Source organism: Rhodococcus sp. BP-241 (assembly GCF_019836145.1).
Taxonomy (GTDB): domain Bacteria; phylum Actinomycetota; class Actinomycetes; order Mycobacteriales; family Mycobacteriaceae; genus Rhodococcoides.
Window position 1 is genome coordinate 357,093 of sequence record NZ_JABUEI010000003.1, and the last position, 15,045, is coordinate 372,137.

Genomic DNA, 15,045 nt, shown 5'->3' on the forward strand with positions numbered 1-15,045 from the left:
CCGTCCGACCTTCCCTCGAAAGAATGCCCATGATGCGGTCCCCCCGCCGAATGCTGCCCCTCTCCGCCGTTCTCACCGTGTCGGTGCTCGCGCTGTCCGGCTGTTTCGCGGCATCACCGTCCGCCGACGACGGGAGCGGCCGAGTGCGTGTGGCGATGCTGCAGCCGCCGCGCTCCGGGCTGACCCCGCTGAGCGACGACGCCTTCAAGTTGTCCCGATGGTCGACGGCCGAGACCCTCGTCGTACTGGACGATCTCGGCGAAGCACAGCCTGCCCTCGCCACCGCATGGACTCGCGTGGACGACACGACCTGGAGCATCGACCTGCGGCCCGACGTCCGGTTCCACGACGGGACGCCGCTCGACGCCGCCGCGGTGGTCACCGCACTCACCGCGGCCACCACCGCCTCGCCGAAGCCCCGCATTCTCGACGGTGTCGACATGACCGTCGAGGCGGACGGCACGGACACCGTGACGGTGCGCACCGCGACGGTGGATCCGCTGGTACCGCAACGACTGTCGAGCCCCCAGCTGGCCATCCTCTCGCCGGGCGCGTACGCGGGCGGTGGTCCCGTCGATCCCGTCGGACACGGCACCGGTGCGTTCGTGCTCACCGCCGTCGACGGCACGTCCACGGCGACACTCGATCGCAACGACGACTACTGGGGTGGTCCGGCGAAGGCCATGGGCATCGACGTGAGTTTCGTCCCCGACGGCACGGCCCGGGCCGCGGCGCTGCGGAACGGTACCGCCGACATCGTCGAGGCGGTGCCGGTGTCGCAGGCGGCGCTGGTCGATCCGGCTCTCGTGCACGAGGTGCCCATGCCGCGCACCAACACCCTCTACCTGAACAACAGGACGGGCGCCTTCGCCGACCCGTCGATGCGCGCCGCAGCGCGGGAGGCCGTCGACACCGATCGACTCGTCGACCAGGTCTACGAGAACCGCGCCGACGTGGCCCGCGGACTGCTGGGTCCCGCCCTGCCGTGGACGGCGGACCGGCCCGCACGCACGACCGCCCCGGCCGGCGATCCCGCGGGGCGACGGATCACCCTGGGCACCTTCACCGATCGCGCGGAACTGCCCGAGGTCGCGGTGTTGTTGCAGCAGGAGCTCGAGGCCCGCGGTTTCGTGGTGGAGCAGGTGGTCCGGGAGTACCAGTTCATCGAGGCCGATGCTCTCGCCGGCGCGTTCGACGCGTTCGTCCTGTCGCGGGCGACCGTGCTCGACTCGGGTGACCCCGTCGCCTACCTGTACTCCGACTTCGCCTGCGCCGGTTCCTTCACCATCGCGCAGTTCTGCGACCCCGCCGTCGACGCCGCTCTGTTCACCGCCTCGGCGACCGAGCCGGGAGCAGCGCGCCGAGCCGCCGTCCTCGAGGCGGAGCGGCTGATACTCGAGCGCGATGCGGTGGTGCCGATGCTGCACGAGCGCGTCGTGCAGGGTGAGGCCGCGTCGGTGTCGGGTGCAGCGCGCGATCCGCGGGAACGGATGTTGGTCACCACCGAGACCACGGCCGGATGACGTCCGGCCGCGTCCTCGTCTCCGCCTCTCGCCTGCTGTCCGTCGCGGGCGTGATCGTGGTGGTCGCACTGCTGCCGTGGCTGTCGGGCCGCGACCCGGCGTTGTCGATCCTGCGTGCGCGCTCCGCGGACCAGGAGCCGACACCCGCCGCACTCGCCGCGATCCGCGCCGATCTGGGACTCGATGCGGGTCCGATCACACTGCTGCGCAGGTGGTTCGGCGGAGTTCTGCGGGGCGATCTCGGCACGTCGTGGAACACCGGCAGGCCCGTCCTTCCCGGCGCCCTCGACGCGCTCGCCGTCTCGACGACCCTGATGGGGTTCGCCCTCGCGGTGGCCTGTGCGGTGGGGACGGTGATCGTGGCTCCGGCACTGCGCGCCGGGCTACGGGGGCGTCCCACCCGCTCGTCGGGTGTCGGCGCCTCGGTTCTCACCTCGGTGCCGGAGTTCCTGCTGGCGTCCGTCGCGGTGATCGTCGGCAGCGTGTGGCTGTCGCTCCCGTCCTACGGCTGGACCGGCCCGACCTCGGCGATCCTCCCGGCTCTCGCACTCGGTCTCCCGGCCGGCGGGCTGCTCGGCCGTCTGCTCGCCGATGCCGTGTCGGTGTCGTTCACCGAGGCATGGGTGACCACGTGGACGGTCGCCGACGTGGACCGCGGCACGCTCGCCCGTGCGGTGCTGCGTCGCGCGGCCTCGTCGCTCACGTCCCAGATCGCCCTCGTGATGGTGGGTCTGCTCGGTGGAGCGGTCGCGGTCGAACGCGTCTTCGCCATCCCCGGGATCGGACGATCGATGCTCGGACACGCTCAGTCGCAGGACCTTCCGGCGCTGCAGGCCGACATCCTGCTGCTCATGGGGGTCAGCGTGTTCATCGGTGTGGCCGCGCAGGCCGCCCGCCGGGCACTGCTCGGCCGGTCGGTGCACGATCACGCCGTCCCGGTACCCACCGCTCGAGTCGCCGCGGGTCGGTTCCCGTTCGTCGTGCCCGCCGTCGCCGCGAGTGCGTTGGGCACCATGGTGCTCGTCGGCCTGCCCCGCGACCCGTTCGCCACCACGCGAGGCAAGTTCCTGCCACCGTCCCTCGCGCATCCTTTCGGCACCGACGCGTCGGGACGCGACGTGCTCGCCCGCGTCGCTCATGGTGCGGCGCACACCGTCACCGTGTCCGCGACGGTCGCACTGGGATGTGTGCTGGTGGGTCTGGTTCTCGGTTCGGCGGCGCGGGTGTTCACCGGTCCGATCGAGGTGACCAACGCCGCGCCACCGGTCATCGCCGGCGTGATCGTCGCCTCCGTCGTGGGCCCCGGCGCCGCGGCGGCAGCCGTGGCTGTCCTGCTGGTCTCGTGGGCACCCCTGGCCGCGCACACTGCAGCACTGTCGGCCGAGGTCGCGGCCAGGCCGTACGTCGCCGTCCTGCCCACCCTCGGCGCGGGTCGACTGCGCGTGCTGTTCGGGTCGGTGCTCCCGGCGGTCGGTCCGGCCGTTCTGCGTCACGGGGTGGTGCGGCTGCCGGGTATCGCCCTGGCACTCGCCGCCCTGGGCTTCCTGGGACTCGGACCGCAACCACCCAGTCCCGACTGGGGTCTCGTGCTGGCCGACGGGGTGTCCACGGTGGAGCGGGCGCCCTGGGTGGCCCTCGCGCCCCTGGTGAGCCTCGTTCTGCTGTCGGTCACGGCGGTGTCGCTGTCGAGTGCCGTCCGGTCCCGCCGTGGGCGTCGGTCCACCGACGGTCCCGCCGCGCAGGCCGACCGTCCCACCCCGGTCTCCGCGTGCTGAGGGCGTCTCGCCGCGGTCGAGTGCTCCCCTGGCACGACCTCCGTGCGGCCACGCCCACCGTGAGACTGCTCGTCCTCACGCAGATGGCCTTCAACATCGGCTTCTTCATGGTGCTGCCGTACCTGTCCGTGCACCTGACGTCCGACCTCGGTCTCGGCGCCGCGCTGGTCGGTGTCGTGCTCGGAGTCCGCACGTTCTCGCAGCAGGGACTCTTCGTCGTCGGCGGAACGCTGGCGGACCGCCTCGGCGTCAAACCGGTGGTGCTGACGGGCTGCGTCCTGCGCGTCCTCGGATTCGTGGGACTGGCTCTGGCCCAGAGCCTTCCGGCCGTCCTCGCAGCCACGGCGCTCACCGGCGTGGCCGCGGCGCTGTTCTCGCCGGCCGTCGAGAGCGCGGTGGCGCTGGAAGCGGGCGAGGGTGAACGCGCGGGTGGCCAGTCCCGCCTGGACGCGTTCGCGTTGTTCACCGTGTTCGGCCAGATCGGCGCGTTCACCGGTCCGCTGCTGGGCTCCGCGCTGCTCGCGGTGGACTTCCGACTGACCTGCCTCGTCGCGGCCGGGGTCTTCGTCGTCATCACGCTCGCGCACGTGGTGCTGCTGCCAGCTCGACGCGCCGAGTCGACCACGGACTCCTGGCTCGACGACTGGCGGGAGATCGCCCGCAACCGTCTGTTCCTCGTCTTCGCCGCCGCGATGAGCGCGCAGCTCGTCGCGTACAACCAGCTCTATCTCCTGCTGCCGCTGCGGGTCGAGCAGGTGTGGGGATCGCAGGCACCACTGGGATGGTTCTTCGCCGCGGCGTCGGCACTCGTCGTCGCCGGGCAGATGAGCGTGACCCGAGCACTGCGCCGGTTCCCGCTGGTACGTGTGCTCCCACTGGGTTTCGCCGTCATGGCGACCGCGTTCGCCGCGGCGGCCGTGGCCGCACTGCTCGGCACCGAGGGTGCCGCAGGGCTCGTGGGGCCCGCCGCGTTCGTCGTGCTGCTGACGGCAGGTCAGATGATCGCCATGCCGTTCGCGCGCGACCTGGTCCCGCGGATGGCGCGGGAGCGCAGCACGGGCTCGTACTACGGTCTGCTGGCCTCGCTGGGCGGGGTCGGGGTGCTCGTGGGGTCGGTCGCGCTCGGCGCGATCATCGACGCGATGCCGGACACGCCTGCAGGCGAGGCGGTTCCGTGGGCGGCCGCGGCGGTCCTGCCGCTCGCGGCGGCAGTGACGTTGCGCTCGGTGGCTCGCCGACTGGTACCGGTGACCCCGGCGATCACGCCGCCAGAACCAGATCGCGGCCCGTCAGCACCTCCGTCTCGCGAGTGATGCGTGCCCACACGTCCTCGGTCACGTCGTCCATGATCGAGAACCGGTCCCACCACATCATGCGGGTCCGGTAGCGCTCGTCGGGGTACGCGGCCGGGGCGATGTTCTCGGCCACGCGGCCGCCGCCGGACTCCCACCGTCGCAGCACGTGATCGGCCGCCGTGGCCATGACGTACCGGGCGCCCGTGAAGACCATGGTGGGCAGCGCCGTACGGGACAGCAGTGCGGAGAGCGCACCGGGATGCTCGGCGTCCGCGGAGACGAACGCGGTCTTCATCTCCACGACACCGGCGGGCAGTCGACCGTGGATGAGTTCCGCGACGTCGGGCCGAGCGGCGTTGCCCTCCCACTCCACCAGAGCGTGCGACTGGTCCACGCTGAGGTACGGGCCCTGGCCGCGGACGCCGGCGACGACCTGCCCCGCACGGTCCACGGCCGCGTAGAACACAGCGGTGTCCGCACCGTCGGCGACGCGCTCGACGTCGAGCGCGACGCCCACTCCGTGGCGCTCGTAGGACCGCGTGGCGCAGGCGAGGTACTCGTCCCAGAGCCCACGATCGGCGGACGGGGAACTCATCACCAGAACGGTCCCACTATCACGATCTGCAAGGCGCGTGCTCCCTTGTGTGATCAGGCGGGTGGGGGCGAGCAGAGTCGTCGACATCGGACACCTCTCGGACAGAGTTGTCGGATCGCCGTCCGGCGCCCCGACCAACAGACCACGGACTCGCCGGACGACGAATCCACACACTTATTGTCCCGCTTCCCGAGCAAAAAGTGGATTCCGCCCCGAAATCGGTGACGTGCGACGGATGTGCCCTTTTCGAGGCCCGAGAACGAACCGCAGGTCATTGACCCGTTACGACAACCTATATCCGAGTTACCCGTTCGTATTCCGGGTCGCTTTGGTGACTCCTCGTAGAACTGCACCGACGAAGCAGACTGAATTTCGTGAAAAGCCACGAACGGCGGGTCGGCGATTCGTGGCGAATTCGCGCTCCACCACGACCACTCGGGCGCTCTCACAGCGCCACACCGACACCTCGGAACGCAGTCAGCCCCGGACCACACCTCCCGAGAGGTACGGTCCGGGGCTGCTGGAGACCCGGGAGTGGAGCGCGGGAACGGCTCGCCTATCGGCCGGCGCGGCCGAACAATGGTCGTCTGCCGGCCGTCTCGCGACGCGACGACGTGGCTGCGGACAGGGAGTCCGCGAGCATCAGCTCGACGGTGCGCTCGGCATCGAGCTTGTTGTCGCCGATACCCCCCGTGGCGCCACGCTTGGCCCATCCCACGACGTAGGCCCCGGCCACCGGTCGGTCCTCGGAGTCCACGACGCGCCCCTCGACGTTGCGCACGGTTCCGCGGTCCGCGTCGAAGGGAAGTCCGGGCAGGGCGGACCCGCGATACCCGGTCGCCTGCAGCACCAGATCGGCGGGAATCGAGCTCGCGATCCCCGCGTCGGACGTGCCGGATCCGCGGACGTCGAGCGCTCCCGGGCGTACCGCCACCGGTGCGCGCCCGAACGAGAAGACGATGCGCGTCGCACCGTCACCCGTCTCGGCCTCGTCGGCGCGCGGTGCGGTGGCGAGCGGTGCAGCGGACGCGGACAGCGGCAGCGCCGCCAGGACCGAGGAGAGATCGTCGTCGCCCGCGACCAGAACGGGCACCGATGTGCGATCGACGAGCGCCTGGCACTCGGACCGGGTGAAGGCGGCGACCTCGGGACCGCGTCGACCGAGCACGGTGACCTCCCGCACCGCACTGTCCCGTAGCGCCGCGAGCGCGTGGGCCGAGATGTCCGTGCCCACGAGGTCCTCGACGGGAGCTGTCAGAATCCGCGCCGCGTCGAGCGCCACGTTCCCGTTGCCGATCACGACGACGCGCGTCACGCCGCGCAGATCCACGGCGTCGGCGGGGACGTCGGGGTGACCGGTGTACCAGCCGACGAGGGTGCGGGCACTCATCGGGACGACCTCGGACTCGAGGGGAAGCTGCCTGTCCTGATCGGCACCCACCGCGTAGACCACCGCGTCGAAGGTCCGCGAGAGTTCCTCCACCGTGACGTCGACCCCGACCTCGACGCCGAGGCGCATCGTCACGCGCGAGTGCACGAACAGCGACCGAAAGTGTTCACCGATGCGCCGGGTACTCGTATGATCCGGTGCCACACCGTATCTCGCGAGACCACCCGGCACGGGCAGCTTGTCGAAGAAGGTCACCGCGGCATCGGTCTGCCGCAGGAGCGCCGTCGCGGTGTAGCAGGCGGCCGGCCCGGTTCCCACCACGGCGACCCGTTTCAGCGACACGGAGCCGATGTCCGCCGGCGGGAACGTCGGTGCGCCCCATGCATGATCGACCGGCCGGTCCCGGTAGTAGTCGGCGTTCAATTCCGCGTAGATCGCCTGCGACGGCGACAGCCGCGACACCCGCGTGATCGCGTCCACCGGGCACGCGTCCGCGCAGGCGCCGCAGTCGATGCAGGACCGCGGATCGATGTACAGCAGGTCGGTCTTGCCGAAGTCCGGCTCGTCCGGCGTCGGGTGGATGCAGTTGACCGGACAGACCGACAGACACGATGCGTCGTTGCAACAGTTCTGGGTGATCGCGAAGGCCATGGGAGCGTCAGACCATGTGGATGGTGCGGTAGACGGCCGCAGCGGGCTTGGTCAGCAGTCCACAGTCGCTGAGGAACGCCATCAGGTGCTGGCTGCTCGTGCGCATCATGACGTGGTGGTGCGTGTTGTTCTTCGCCTCGCGCACGGCGCGGTCCCGGTCGAGACCGGCCGCGGCGTAGACGTCCTTGTTCACCATGTTGGACACGATGACTCGGGCGGCGATGGCGATGAGCAGGGCCGCGGACTTACGGCGGGCGGTGGAGATTCCCGCCATGTTCTCGCGCATCTGCTGACGCGCGAACGTCATGTGCCGCGACTCCTCGACGACGTGGATCTTGCTGGTGGTGCGTACCAACGGGAGCACGTTCTCGCCGCGCATCCAGTCGCGCTGCATGACGTCGAGCACCTCCTCGGCGACGAGGATGCCGCCGTAGGCGGCCTCGGACACGGCGAGGGTCTTGAAGCCACGACCGAGCTCGATGCTGAGCCGGCGCGGGACATACGCCTTGATGCCCATGGTGCGGCACGCCTTGGCGAACATCAGGGAGTGGCGGCACTCGTCGGCGATCTCGGTGAGCGCGAACTGGAAGTCCGAGGACGACGAGTCGCTGCAGTACTGATCACGCAGGACCATCTGCTGCAGGATCATCTCGAACCAGATGCCGGTGCTCATGATCGAGCAGACCTCGTGGCGGGTGAGGGTGACGCGCTGTTCGGGCGTCATCTCCTTCCACAGATCAGTGCCGTAGAGGGTGCTCCACTCAGGATTGAGGCCGAACTGCTCCGGGTCGAGGGGAGCCTCCCAGTCGACCTCCTGCATGGGGTCGTACGAGAGCGCTGCGACGGAATCGAGCAGCCGAGCAGACACGTCCTCGGCGTCCGAGACGGTGAGTTCCGGGTCGAGTGTGCTGGTCATGGCGTCGTCCTTCCGTGGGCGGGTACATCTCCGTGACTAACTGTGACAGAGGTTATCAGGTACTCGCCGTCACGGGAAGACGTCGCCGGGTCGGGACGGTCCCGAATCGTCAGGAGATCTGCGGCATCTCCAGGTCCGTGTGCGCCACTACCCGAGCGGTGTCGGGGTCCGTTCCGAGCATCACCAGCAGCCGCTCCGCTGCGTCGTCGATCCGGCGATCGTCGACGGAGCCCGGGTCCTCCAGCCATCGGTGTACCAGGGCGAACAGCACACCCGCCGTCATCGCCGTCGCGAGAGACAGGTCCTCGATCTCGAGTCGTCCGGCGTCCACCGCCGCCGCGAGATCCCGGCGGGCCCGCGGCCCGAGACCACCGGGCGCGTCGAGCAACGCGAACCCCGACCGGTCGACGATCTCCGCGGCCTGACGATGCGAGACGGCGGCACGACCGGTCCGCCTGACGGCGTCGCAGAAGATCTGCACCGGATCGTCCGAGCGCGGCGAGACTCCGTCGAGCGTCTCCCCCATCTGCTCGAGAACCTGCTCCACGGCGGCGGCGAAGAGTGCGGGCTTGTCCTCGAAGTGGTTGTAGAAGCTCCCGAACCCGACGTCGGCGGCGGCCGTGATGTCGGCGATGCTCGCGGTGGAGGAACGCCCGTCGGCGATCATCTCGCGCGCGGCGTCCACGAGAGCCTGGCGCGTGCGCGCCTTCCGTCGCTCGAGCCTGTTCCCGGCAGTCTGCATCCGGAAAGTCTAGGTCGACGGGTGCCCGGTCGTCGGCGCGGCGAGCCCGCTGACGACGCGTCGCGACGTCAGCGGGAGACAGGAGCGGACCAGATCCCCACGATGGCGTCGACGAGGTCGATGCCGCACGCGGTCCAGTACGCCGTCGGATCGGCGCCCGACGCGGCGAACTCCGCCTCTCGTTCGGCCATCACGTGCGTCAGCAGAGTGCGCGCCATGGCCCCTCTGGCCGAGCGGACGTCGGCAGGAATCGGGGGCAGACACGAGATGACGCCGGCCACCGTCTCTCTCAGCGTCGCCGAGGACAGTGCCTCGTCCACCAGGATCGGCCGCAGCACCGGGTCCGTCATGACCTGGGAGGCGAAGCGCGCGTACCAGGTGGGGGCGCCGAGCTCGGCGAAGTACTGCGTCGACGGCAGGACCAGTGCCGACACCCACGCTCGCAGGTCGGCACCCTCTCCGATCGCCGCGACGTGGCCGGAGCGGATCCGTTCGACGTCGCCCGTCCGGCGGACGACGATCGCGCGGACGAGATCCTCCTTGCTGCCGAAGTGGTAACCGACCACGGCGCTGTTGCTCTGCCCCGCCGCGTCGCCGACCTGACGGTTCGACACCGACACGACACCGTTCTCCGCGTACAGCCGCTCGGCGGCACCCAGAATCGCCTCGCGCGTCGCCTCGGAGCGCGCGGACGGGGCTCGCGTCGACCGGGCCTGGCTCATTCCACCGTCTCGGTGGCCCGGTCGGTGACGGCACCTCCGACGACCTCCGACGCCTCGCCCTCGCCGTCCTGGTGACGCGGAAGGAAGGAGGCGAGTACGACCGAGAGGATCGCCGCGCCGGCGGCGATGGCCATGGTGATCCGGAAGGCGGCCTCGGACGGCACCGCGGTGGATCCGAACGACACGGTCATCGACGCGAGAACGACCCCCGCGACCGCACTGGCGAACGACGTTCCGAGGGACCGCATCAGCGTGTTGAAGCTGTTGGCCGCCGCTGTCTCGGAGGCGGGCACCGCCGACATGATCAGGGCGGGCATCGCTCCGTACGCCAGTCCGATGCCCGCACCGATGACGAGCGAGACCACGATCAGCTGCCACACCGCGCCCATCATCACGATGCCCAGCAGGTAGCCGACGGCAACCGTCGCCGCGCCGGCCATGAGCGTGATCTTCGGTCCGCGCGTGGTGGTGATGCGCGAGGACACCGGCGCGACGGCCATCATGATCAGTCCGGACGGCGCCATCACCAGGCCCGCGACGAGGATCGACTGTCCCAGGCCGACACCGGTCGCGGCGGGCAACTGAAGGATCTGCGGCAGAACGAGACTGAGTGCGAACATCGCGAAACCGAGCATGATCGACGCGGCGTTGGTGAACAGCACCTGCCGCCGCAGCGAGACCCGCAGGTCCACCAGTGGCTGGGGAGTGCGCAGTTCCCACACGATCCACGCCGCGAACGCGAGGACGGACACCAGCAGCAGGCCGAGGATCGACGCGCTGCTCCACCCCCAGTCGGAACCCTTCGAGATCCCGAGCAGCAGGGTCACCAGGGCGACCGACAGCGTGAGCGCTCCACCGATGTCGAACGTGCCGCCGGTGCGCACCGTCGACTCGGGAACGACGACGACCACGGCGACCGCCACCAGTGCGCCGAGCGCAGCCGCCGTCCAGAACAGGAAATGCCAGTCCGCGTACTCGGCGATGATCGCCGCGGCCGGAAGACCCAGGGCGCCGCCCACTCCGAGCGACGCACTCATCAGCGCGATCGAACCGGGAAGCTTGTGGCGAGGCAACACGTCCCGCATCACGCTGATGCCGAGGGGAATCACACCGGCGGCGAGACCCTGCAGTGCCCGCCCCACGACGAGGGGCACGAGGCTGTTCGCAAGGGCACCGACCACCGATCCGGCGACGAGCAGCGCCAGGCTGACCAGCAGCATGCGCCGCTTGCCCACCATGTCGCCGAGTCGGCCGGTCACGGGAACGGCGACCGCACCCGCCAGCAGGGTGGCCGTGATGGCCCACGCGGTGTTCGCGGCCGAGGCGTTCACCAGAGCGGGGAGCTGGGGAACCAGCGGGATGATCAGTGTCTGCATCAGGGCGACCGTGATGCCGGCGAAGGCCAGTACCGCGACGATGCGTCCGGTTCCGGTCTCCTCCGTCTCGGCCGTGGCAGCGATGGGTGAGGACATGGGTCGAGTCTCTTCTCAGCTAGTTTGAAACAGCTGTTTTAAATTAGGCACCGATCCTTACCCACGTCAACGTTCTCGCCGCTCCTGTGGCCCGCATCACCACGTCACCGGACGAATCGGTCGAGGAAGGCATTGCCGAACACGCGGTGCGGGTCCAGTTGGTCGACGGTGCCGACGACGGAGTCCCAGTCCCGCTCGCCCGAGTACCCGTCGCGGAACGAGTCGGGGATGGTGGCCGTGAGCGCCTGCACGTCTCGGTAGGGGCGGTCCTCGTCGAACGCCCACCCCTTGGACCACTCCGGCCGGAACACCGCATCGGCACCGTCGAAACGTTCTCGCATCCACTGCTCCATCTCGCGATAGAACGCGAACATCCCGGGCGTTCCCGGAATGCCCAGCACGTTGAGCCACACCGCCGTGTCCCACTCGGGACGATCGGGTACCGGACGCATGGCCGAGATCGTCGGCGGGCCGGCCGAGTCGACGAGGACGTCCGAGCCCTGGTCGAGACCACAGCACCGGATCTCGACTGGGCCGTTGATCGGGAACTGCCCCAGGGACGCGTAGTGCTCGGTGCGCTCTCGGAACCAGCGGGTGAAGTCGTGCAGGACCGCAGCCACGTTCGCGCGAGCCGTGATCACCGCACCGCCGCCCTCCGTCAGGAGCAGTGTGCTCGGACGGATGTAGAACTGCGTGTTCTTCGGCGCTCCCCAGATGTCCGACGACCCCGTGGCCGCGAGCCCCGCCACCGTCGTCGCGAGGAACACCTGACCCAACGCGGGCGTCAGTTCCGTCCGCCCGGACACGACAGCACCGATCGCGTCGGACACCGCTTCCGGGAGGGTGTCGGAGAACGAGTAGTTGTACGGTCCGTCGACCTCGCGGGAGGACGGCGGTCGGACGGGAGTCGGCGTCCACACCTTGAGCCACGGAGTGTCGGTGAACGGGTACCAGATCGCCTCCGCGCGGCCGGACCGGTCCAGGAAATCGACGTACGTACGCCCCGGTGCCCCCGGCGCTCCGAACAACTCCGCCCAGCCGATGTCGGTGATGCTCTCGCATCGCAGAGGAGTCGCCGGATGCGCCTGCATCGTCACCTCGGTGACGAACGCTCGGCCGAGATGGACCGCGAGATCCGGCGCGTCGGCCTCCGACCGGGCGACGGTCCGCAGTGCGTACCCGGTCCCGTTCCACGCGACCACCGTCATCGAGGTCACCAGATTGCTCAAGGATCCCGACGACGAACCGATCGGAACCTGTTCTCTTACTGCGCGTACCACGGCGCCGTGCGCCCCGACAGCCAGAGCGCCCGCGATGGACAGAACCCCCGGCGCGGGCACACTCGACCATCCGAGACCGTGGTCCTCCAGCGCCTGGAGGACGTCGGACAGAGTCGCGCCGGCACCGGCGGTGACGGTGGACGACGCGGTGTCCACCGTGACACCGGTCAGCCCGGTCATGGTGTCCACGAGCACGACCCGGTCCAGGTTCTCGCCGTTCTCGATGGTGAATGGGGTCCACCCGTGCATCGCGCCGCGCGGCCGCAGCCGGTGACCGGAGGCGTGAGCCCAGTCCGCGAGCGTCACCACGTCGTCGGCGGATCGCGGCGAACACGTCCACACCGCGTCGACCACGATCTCCTTCGACCAGTTCTGGTACCGCTGCCGGAACAGCGGGATTCCCGGTGGGAAGTCGGGTGGCGCGGCGACGCCTTCCCCGACACCCGCCGGAACGGCTCCCGCCGGCACGGGCCGGCACACCCCCGCGAGCGTGGCGGCCACGGCCGAGGCGGCGGATGCGGACAGGAAGGATCGACGGTCGAACGATGGCATGAGTCCCCGATGCGCGAGATGCGGATGATGTGAGCCCCACGCCTCGTGAGCGCGCTGCTGGGCAGTCCGGATCTGCTTGTCCCCCCGGAGGGTTTACACCTTTGACACACCCGTAAAGATTGTCAAGTCCAGGAGGGTCTCGGCCGGGTGGGTCACGCACCGGGCAGGTCGAGGACCGGCACGAGGCGGCGGCGCAGATAGCCCCGGAGCGCGTCGTCGGAGCGGGTCGCCTCGCTGTCGAACTGCACCACGGACAGGAACATGCGGATGCAGAGGTCGGCGACTTCGTCGAGGTCGCCGCCGGCCTCGGCGGGCGCTCCCACCAGAGGCGTGAGGAAGGACCGGGTCAGGCTCAGCGCGTCGATCCCGAAGGCGGATCCGTCGTAGATCACCGTTCCACGGCCGGGATGCACCAGCGGCGCCAACGCCGGCGACGACCGGAACGCCGCACGCGCGGCGACCATGGCCTCGACGACGAACTCGGACACCGACTCCCGCTCGCCGACCGCGGACACGACGGACCCGATGACACGCGAACTCACGTCCTGCAACGCGTCCGACACCAGGGCGTCGCGGGTACCGAAGTGCGCGTACACCGTCGGGCGGGAGACACCGGCCTCGTCGGCCACGGAACTGATGGTCACGCCGTCGAAACCACCGAGCTCGAGGCGTCGCACCGCCGCCGCGAGGATGCGTTCCCTCACGCGGGCGGGGGCTGCCATGCGGCGATGTCCACACCCATGGCGGTGCTCGGCGGTTCGTCGTACAACCACTCGCGCGCGATCCGCCCCCAGTTCGCGGTGGCACGAAGTTGCCCGAGGATGCCGAACGTCAGGAAGTCCGCGCGACGGGAGAAGACGTGCTCGGGCGGCAACCACTGCTTGGTCATGGTGCCGAAACTGCCCGATCGCGGGTCGACGGCGAGGACGAAACACGCCCCCGCCATCTCTGGCGTCACGGTGACCGACCCGTCGTTCAGACTGAGTTCCGCTGCTGCGCAGACGTAGTCGAGACAATCGCTCGCCGTCACGGCGGCGCCGGGGTCGAGAATCCCCCGCGCGGACATGGCGATGAGCAGATCGTCTCCGCGCCCCTCGATCGCCGCTCGCAGGCACTCTCTCTCGAAACGGACGTCCGCCGGACTCATCCGCAGGTACAGACCGAAGTCGACGAAGGTGACGCGCCCGTCCCGAGCCAGCAGGACATTGCCCGGATGAGGGTCACCGCAGAACTCGCCGAGCGTGTGCAGAGACCCGATGTAGAAGCGGAACGCCGTCTCACCCACCCGGTCTCGCACCTCCGCCGACATCGCACGGATCTCGTCGAACGGCACCGCGTCGACGAACTCGGTCGTCAGGACCGCCGCGCCGCACCGCTCCGGCACGGTGTCCGGGATGAAGAAGTGCGGGTGCTCCCGATACAGCGCCGCGACGCGGCGCTGCGTCCGCTCCTCCGCCGGGTAGTCGAGTTCCGCCTCGAGGTTTCGGCGCAACTCGTCGACGACGGCACGGGAAGACAGCATCGGGATCGACGCCGGCAACAGCTTGACGTAGAACGACAGATTCTTCAGGTCGGCCCGCACCGCGTCGTCGATACCGGGGTACTTCACCTTGACGGCCACCTCCCGGCCGTCGTGCAAGCGGGCACGATGCACCTGACCGATCGACGCGGCGGCGAACGGGCTCTCGTCGAACTCGGCGTAGAGCGACTCGATCGACTCGCCCAGATCCGCCTCGATCACGGTGCGCACGTCGTCGAACGAGACGGTGGGTGCGCGGCTCTGCAACTCGGCGAGCTTGCGGTGGAACTCGTCGCGGTGCTCGTCGGGGACGAACGACAGGTCCAGCATCGACAGCATCTGGCCCAGCTTCATCGCCGCTCCGCGGAGACCGCCCAGGACGGTCACCAGCCGTTCGGCCGAGCGGACCGCCTCCTTCGCCGTGAGGGCGGCACGCAGTTCCTCGGTGCGACCCGCCATGCGTACTCGCATGGTGGCGTTACGCGCCGTGCGACCCGCGACGAGGCGACCCACCTCGGCGCCCCGGGCCACCCTGGACGTCGGCATCTTCTCCGGCACTTCCCCAGTATCCCGCACCGTGCCTGCGCTCGATCGATCGCGGCACCGCGGACCC

At 69.9% G+C, this 15,045-nt stretch carries 12 protein-coding genes; 3 read left to right on the top strand and 9 right to left on the bottom strand.

Annotation, left to right across the window (positions count from 1 at the left end):
* Window positions 1-29 precede the first annotated feature (29 nt).
* Genes HQ308_RS08105 through HQ308_RS08115 form a run of 3 tightly spaced genes read left to right on the top strand, consistent with a single transcriptional unit; the run spans window position 30 to window position 4,611 of the window.
* Window positions 30-1,523 carry an ABC transporter substrate-binding protein gene (locus HQ308_RS08105; protein WP_261775849.1) on the top strand — a complete coding sequence of 498 codons (1,494 nt, stop codon included), beginning with the start codon at window positions 30-32 and terminating at the stop codon, window positions 1,521-1,523.
* Window positions 1,520-3,298 carry an ABC transporter permease subunit gene (locus HQ308_RS08110; RefSeq protein ID WP_222646103.1) on the top strand — a complete coding sequence of 593 codons (1,779 nt, stop codon included), beginning with the start codon at window positions 1,520-1,522 and terminating at the stop codon, window positions 3,296-3,298. The genes HQ308_RS08105 and HQ308_RS08110 overlap by 4 nt, the downstream gene beginning before the upstream one ends.
* Complete coding sequence (locus HQ308_RS08115; RefSeq protein ID WP_308115718.1) at window positions 3,292-4,611, top strand: MFS transporter; 1,320 nt, start codon at window positions 3,292-3,294, stop codon at window positions 4,609-4,611. Before HQ308_RS08110 ends, HQ308_RS08115 begins: the two co-directional genes overlap by 7 nt.
* On the opposite strand, the gene HQ308_RS08120 is transcribed toward HQ308_RS08115, so the two are convergent.
* From HQ308_RS08120 to HQ308_RS08160, 9 genes are all read right to left on the bottom strand, one after another.
* Window positions 4,559-5,188: a hypothetical protein gene (locus HQ308_RS08120; protein WP_037183902.1), complete on the bottom strand. Its 630-nt coding sequence runs from the start codon at window positions 5,186-5,188 to the stop codon at window positions 4,559-4,561. The genes HQ308_RS08115 and HQ308_RS08120 overlap by 53 nt on opposite strands.
* A gap of 556 nt (window positions 5,189-5,744) precedes the next feature.
* Window positions 5,745-7,229 carry a 4Fe-4S binding protein gene (locus HQ308_RS08125; RefSeq protein WP_222646104.1) on the bottom strand — a complete coding sequence of 495 codons (1,485 nt, stop codon included), beginning with the start codon at window positions 7,227-7,229 and terminating at the stop codon, window positions 5,745-5,747.
* 7 nt (window positions 7,230-7,236) lie between these two features.
* A complete protein-coding gene (locus HQ308_RS08130) occupies window positions 7,237-8,145 on the bottom strand; it encodes a diiron oxygenase (protein WP_056447281.1) in 909 nt (302 codons plus the stop codon).
* Between the two features lie 109 nt (window positions 8,146-8,254).
* Window positions 8,255-8,887: a TetR/AcrR family transcriptional regulator gene (locus HQ308_RS08135; RefSeq protein WP_222646105.1), complete on the bottom strand. Its 633-nt coding sequence runs from the start codon at window positions 8,885-8,887 to the stop codon at window positions 8,255-8,257.
* A gap of 68 nt (window positions 8,888-8,955) precedes the next feature.
* Window positions 8,956-9,609, bottom strand: coding sequence for a TetR/AcrR family transcriptional regulator (locus HQ308_RS08140; RefSeq protein ID WP_222638239.1), 654 nt, complete (start codon window positions 9,607-9,609; stop codon window positions 8,956-8,958).
* The gene (locus HQ308_RS08145; RefSeq protein WP_051612940.1) at window positions 9,606-11,081 is read right to left on the bottom strand and encodes an MFS transporter; all 1,476 of its coding nucleotides are present in this window, start codon (window positions 11,079-11,081) and stop codon (window positions 9,606-9,608) included. Before HQ308_RS08145 ends, HQ308_RS08140 begins: the two co-directional genes overlap by 4 nt.
* A gap of 104 nt (window positions 11,082-11,185) precedes the next feature.
* Window positions 11,186-12,913 (bottom strand): cholesterol oxidase substrate-binding domain-containing protein, encoded by a 1,728-nt coding sequence (locus HQ308_RS08150; protein WP_222646106.1) that lies wholly within the window; start codon window positions 12,911-12,913, stop codon window positions 11,186-11,188.
* A gap of 152 nt (window positions 12,914-13,065) precedes the next feature.
* Window positions 13,066-13,635, bottom strand: coding sequence for a TetR/AcrR family transcriptional regulator (locus HQ308_RS08155; protein ID WP_037183905.1), 570 nt, complete (start codon window positions 13,633-13,635; stop codon window positions 13,066-13,068).
* On the bottom strand, window positions 13,614-14,990 hold the full coding sequence (locus HQ308_RS08160) for an AarF/ABC1/UbiB kinase family protein (RefSeq protein WP_222646107.1): 1,377 nt from the start codon (window positions 14,988-14,990) through the stop codon (window positions 13,614-13,616). Before HQ308_RS08160 ends, HQ308_RS08155 begins: the two co-directional genes overlap by 22 nt.
* Window positions 14,991-15,045 lie beyond the last annotated feature (55 nt).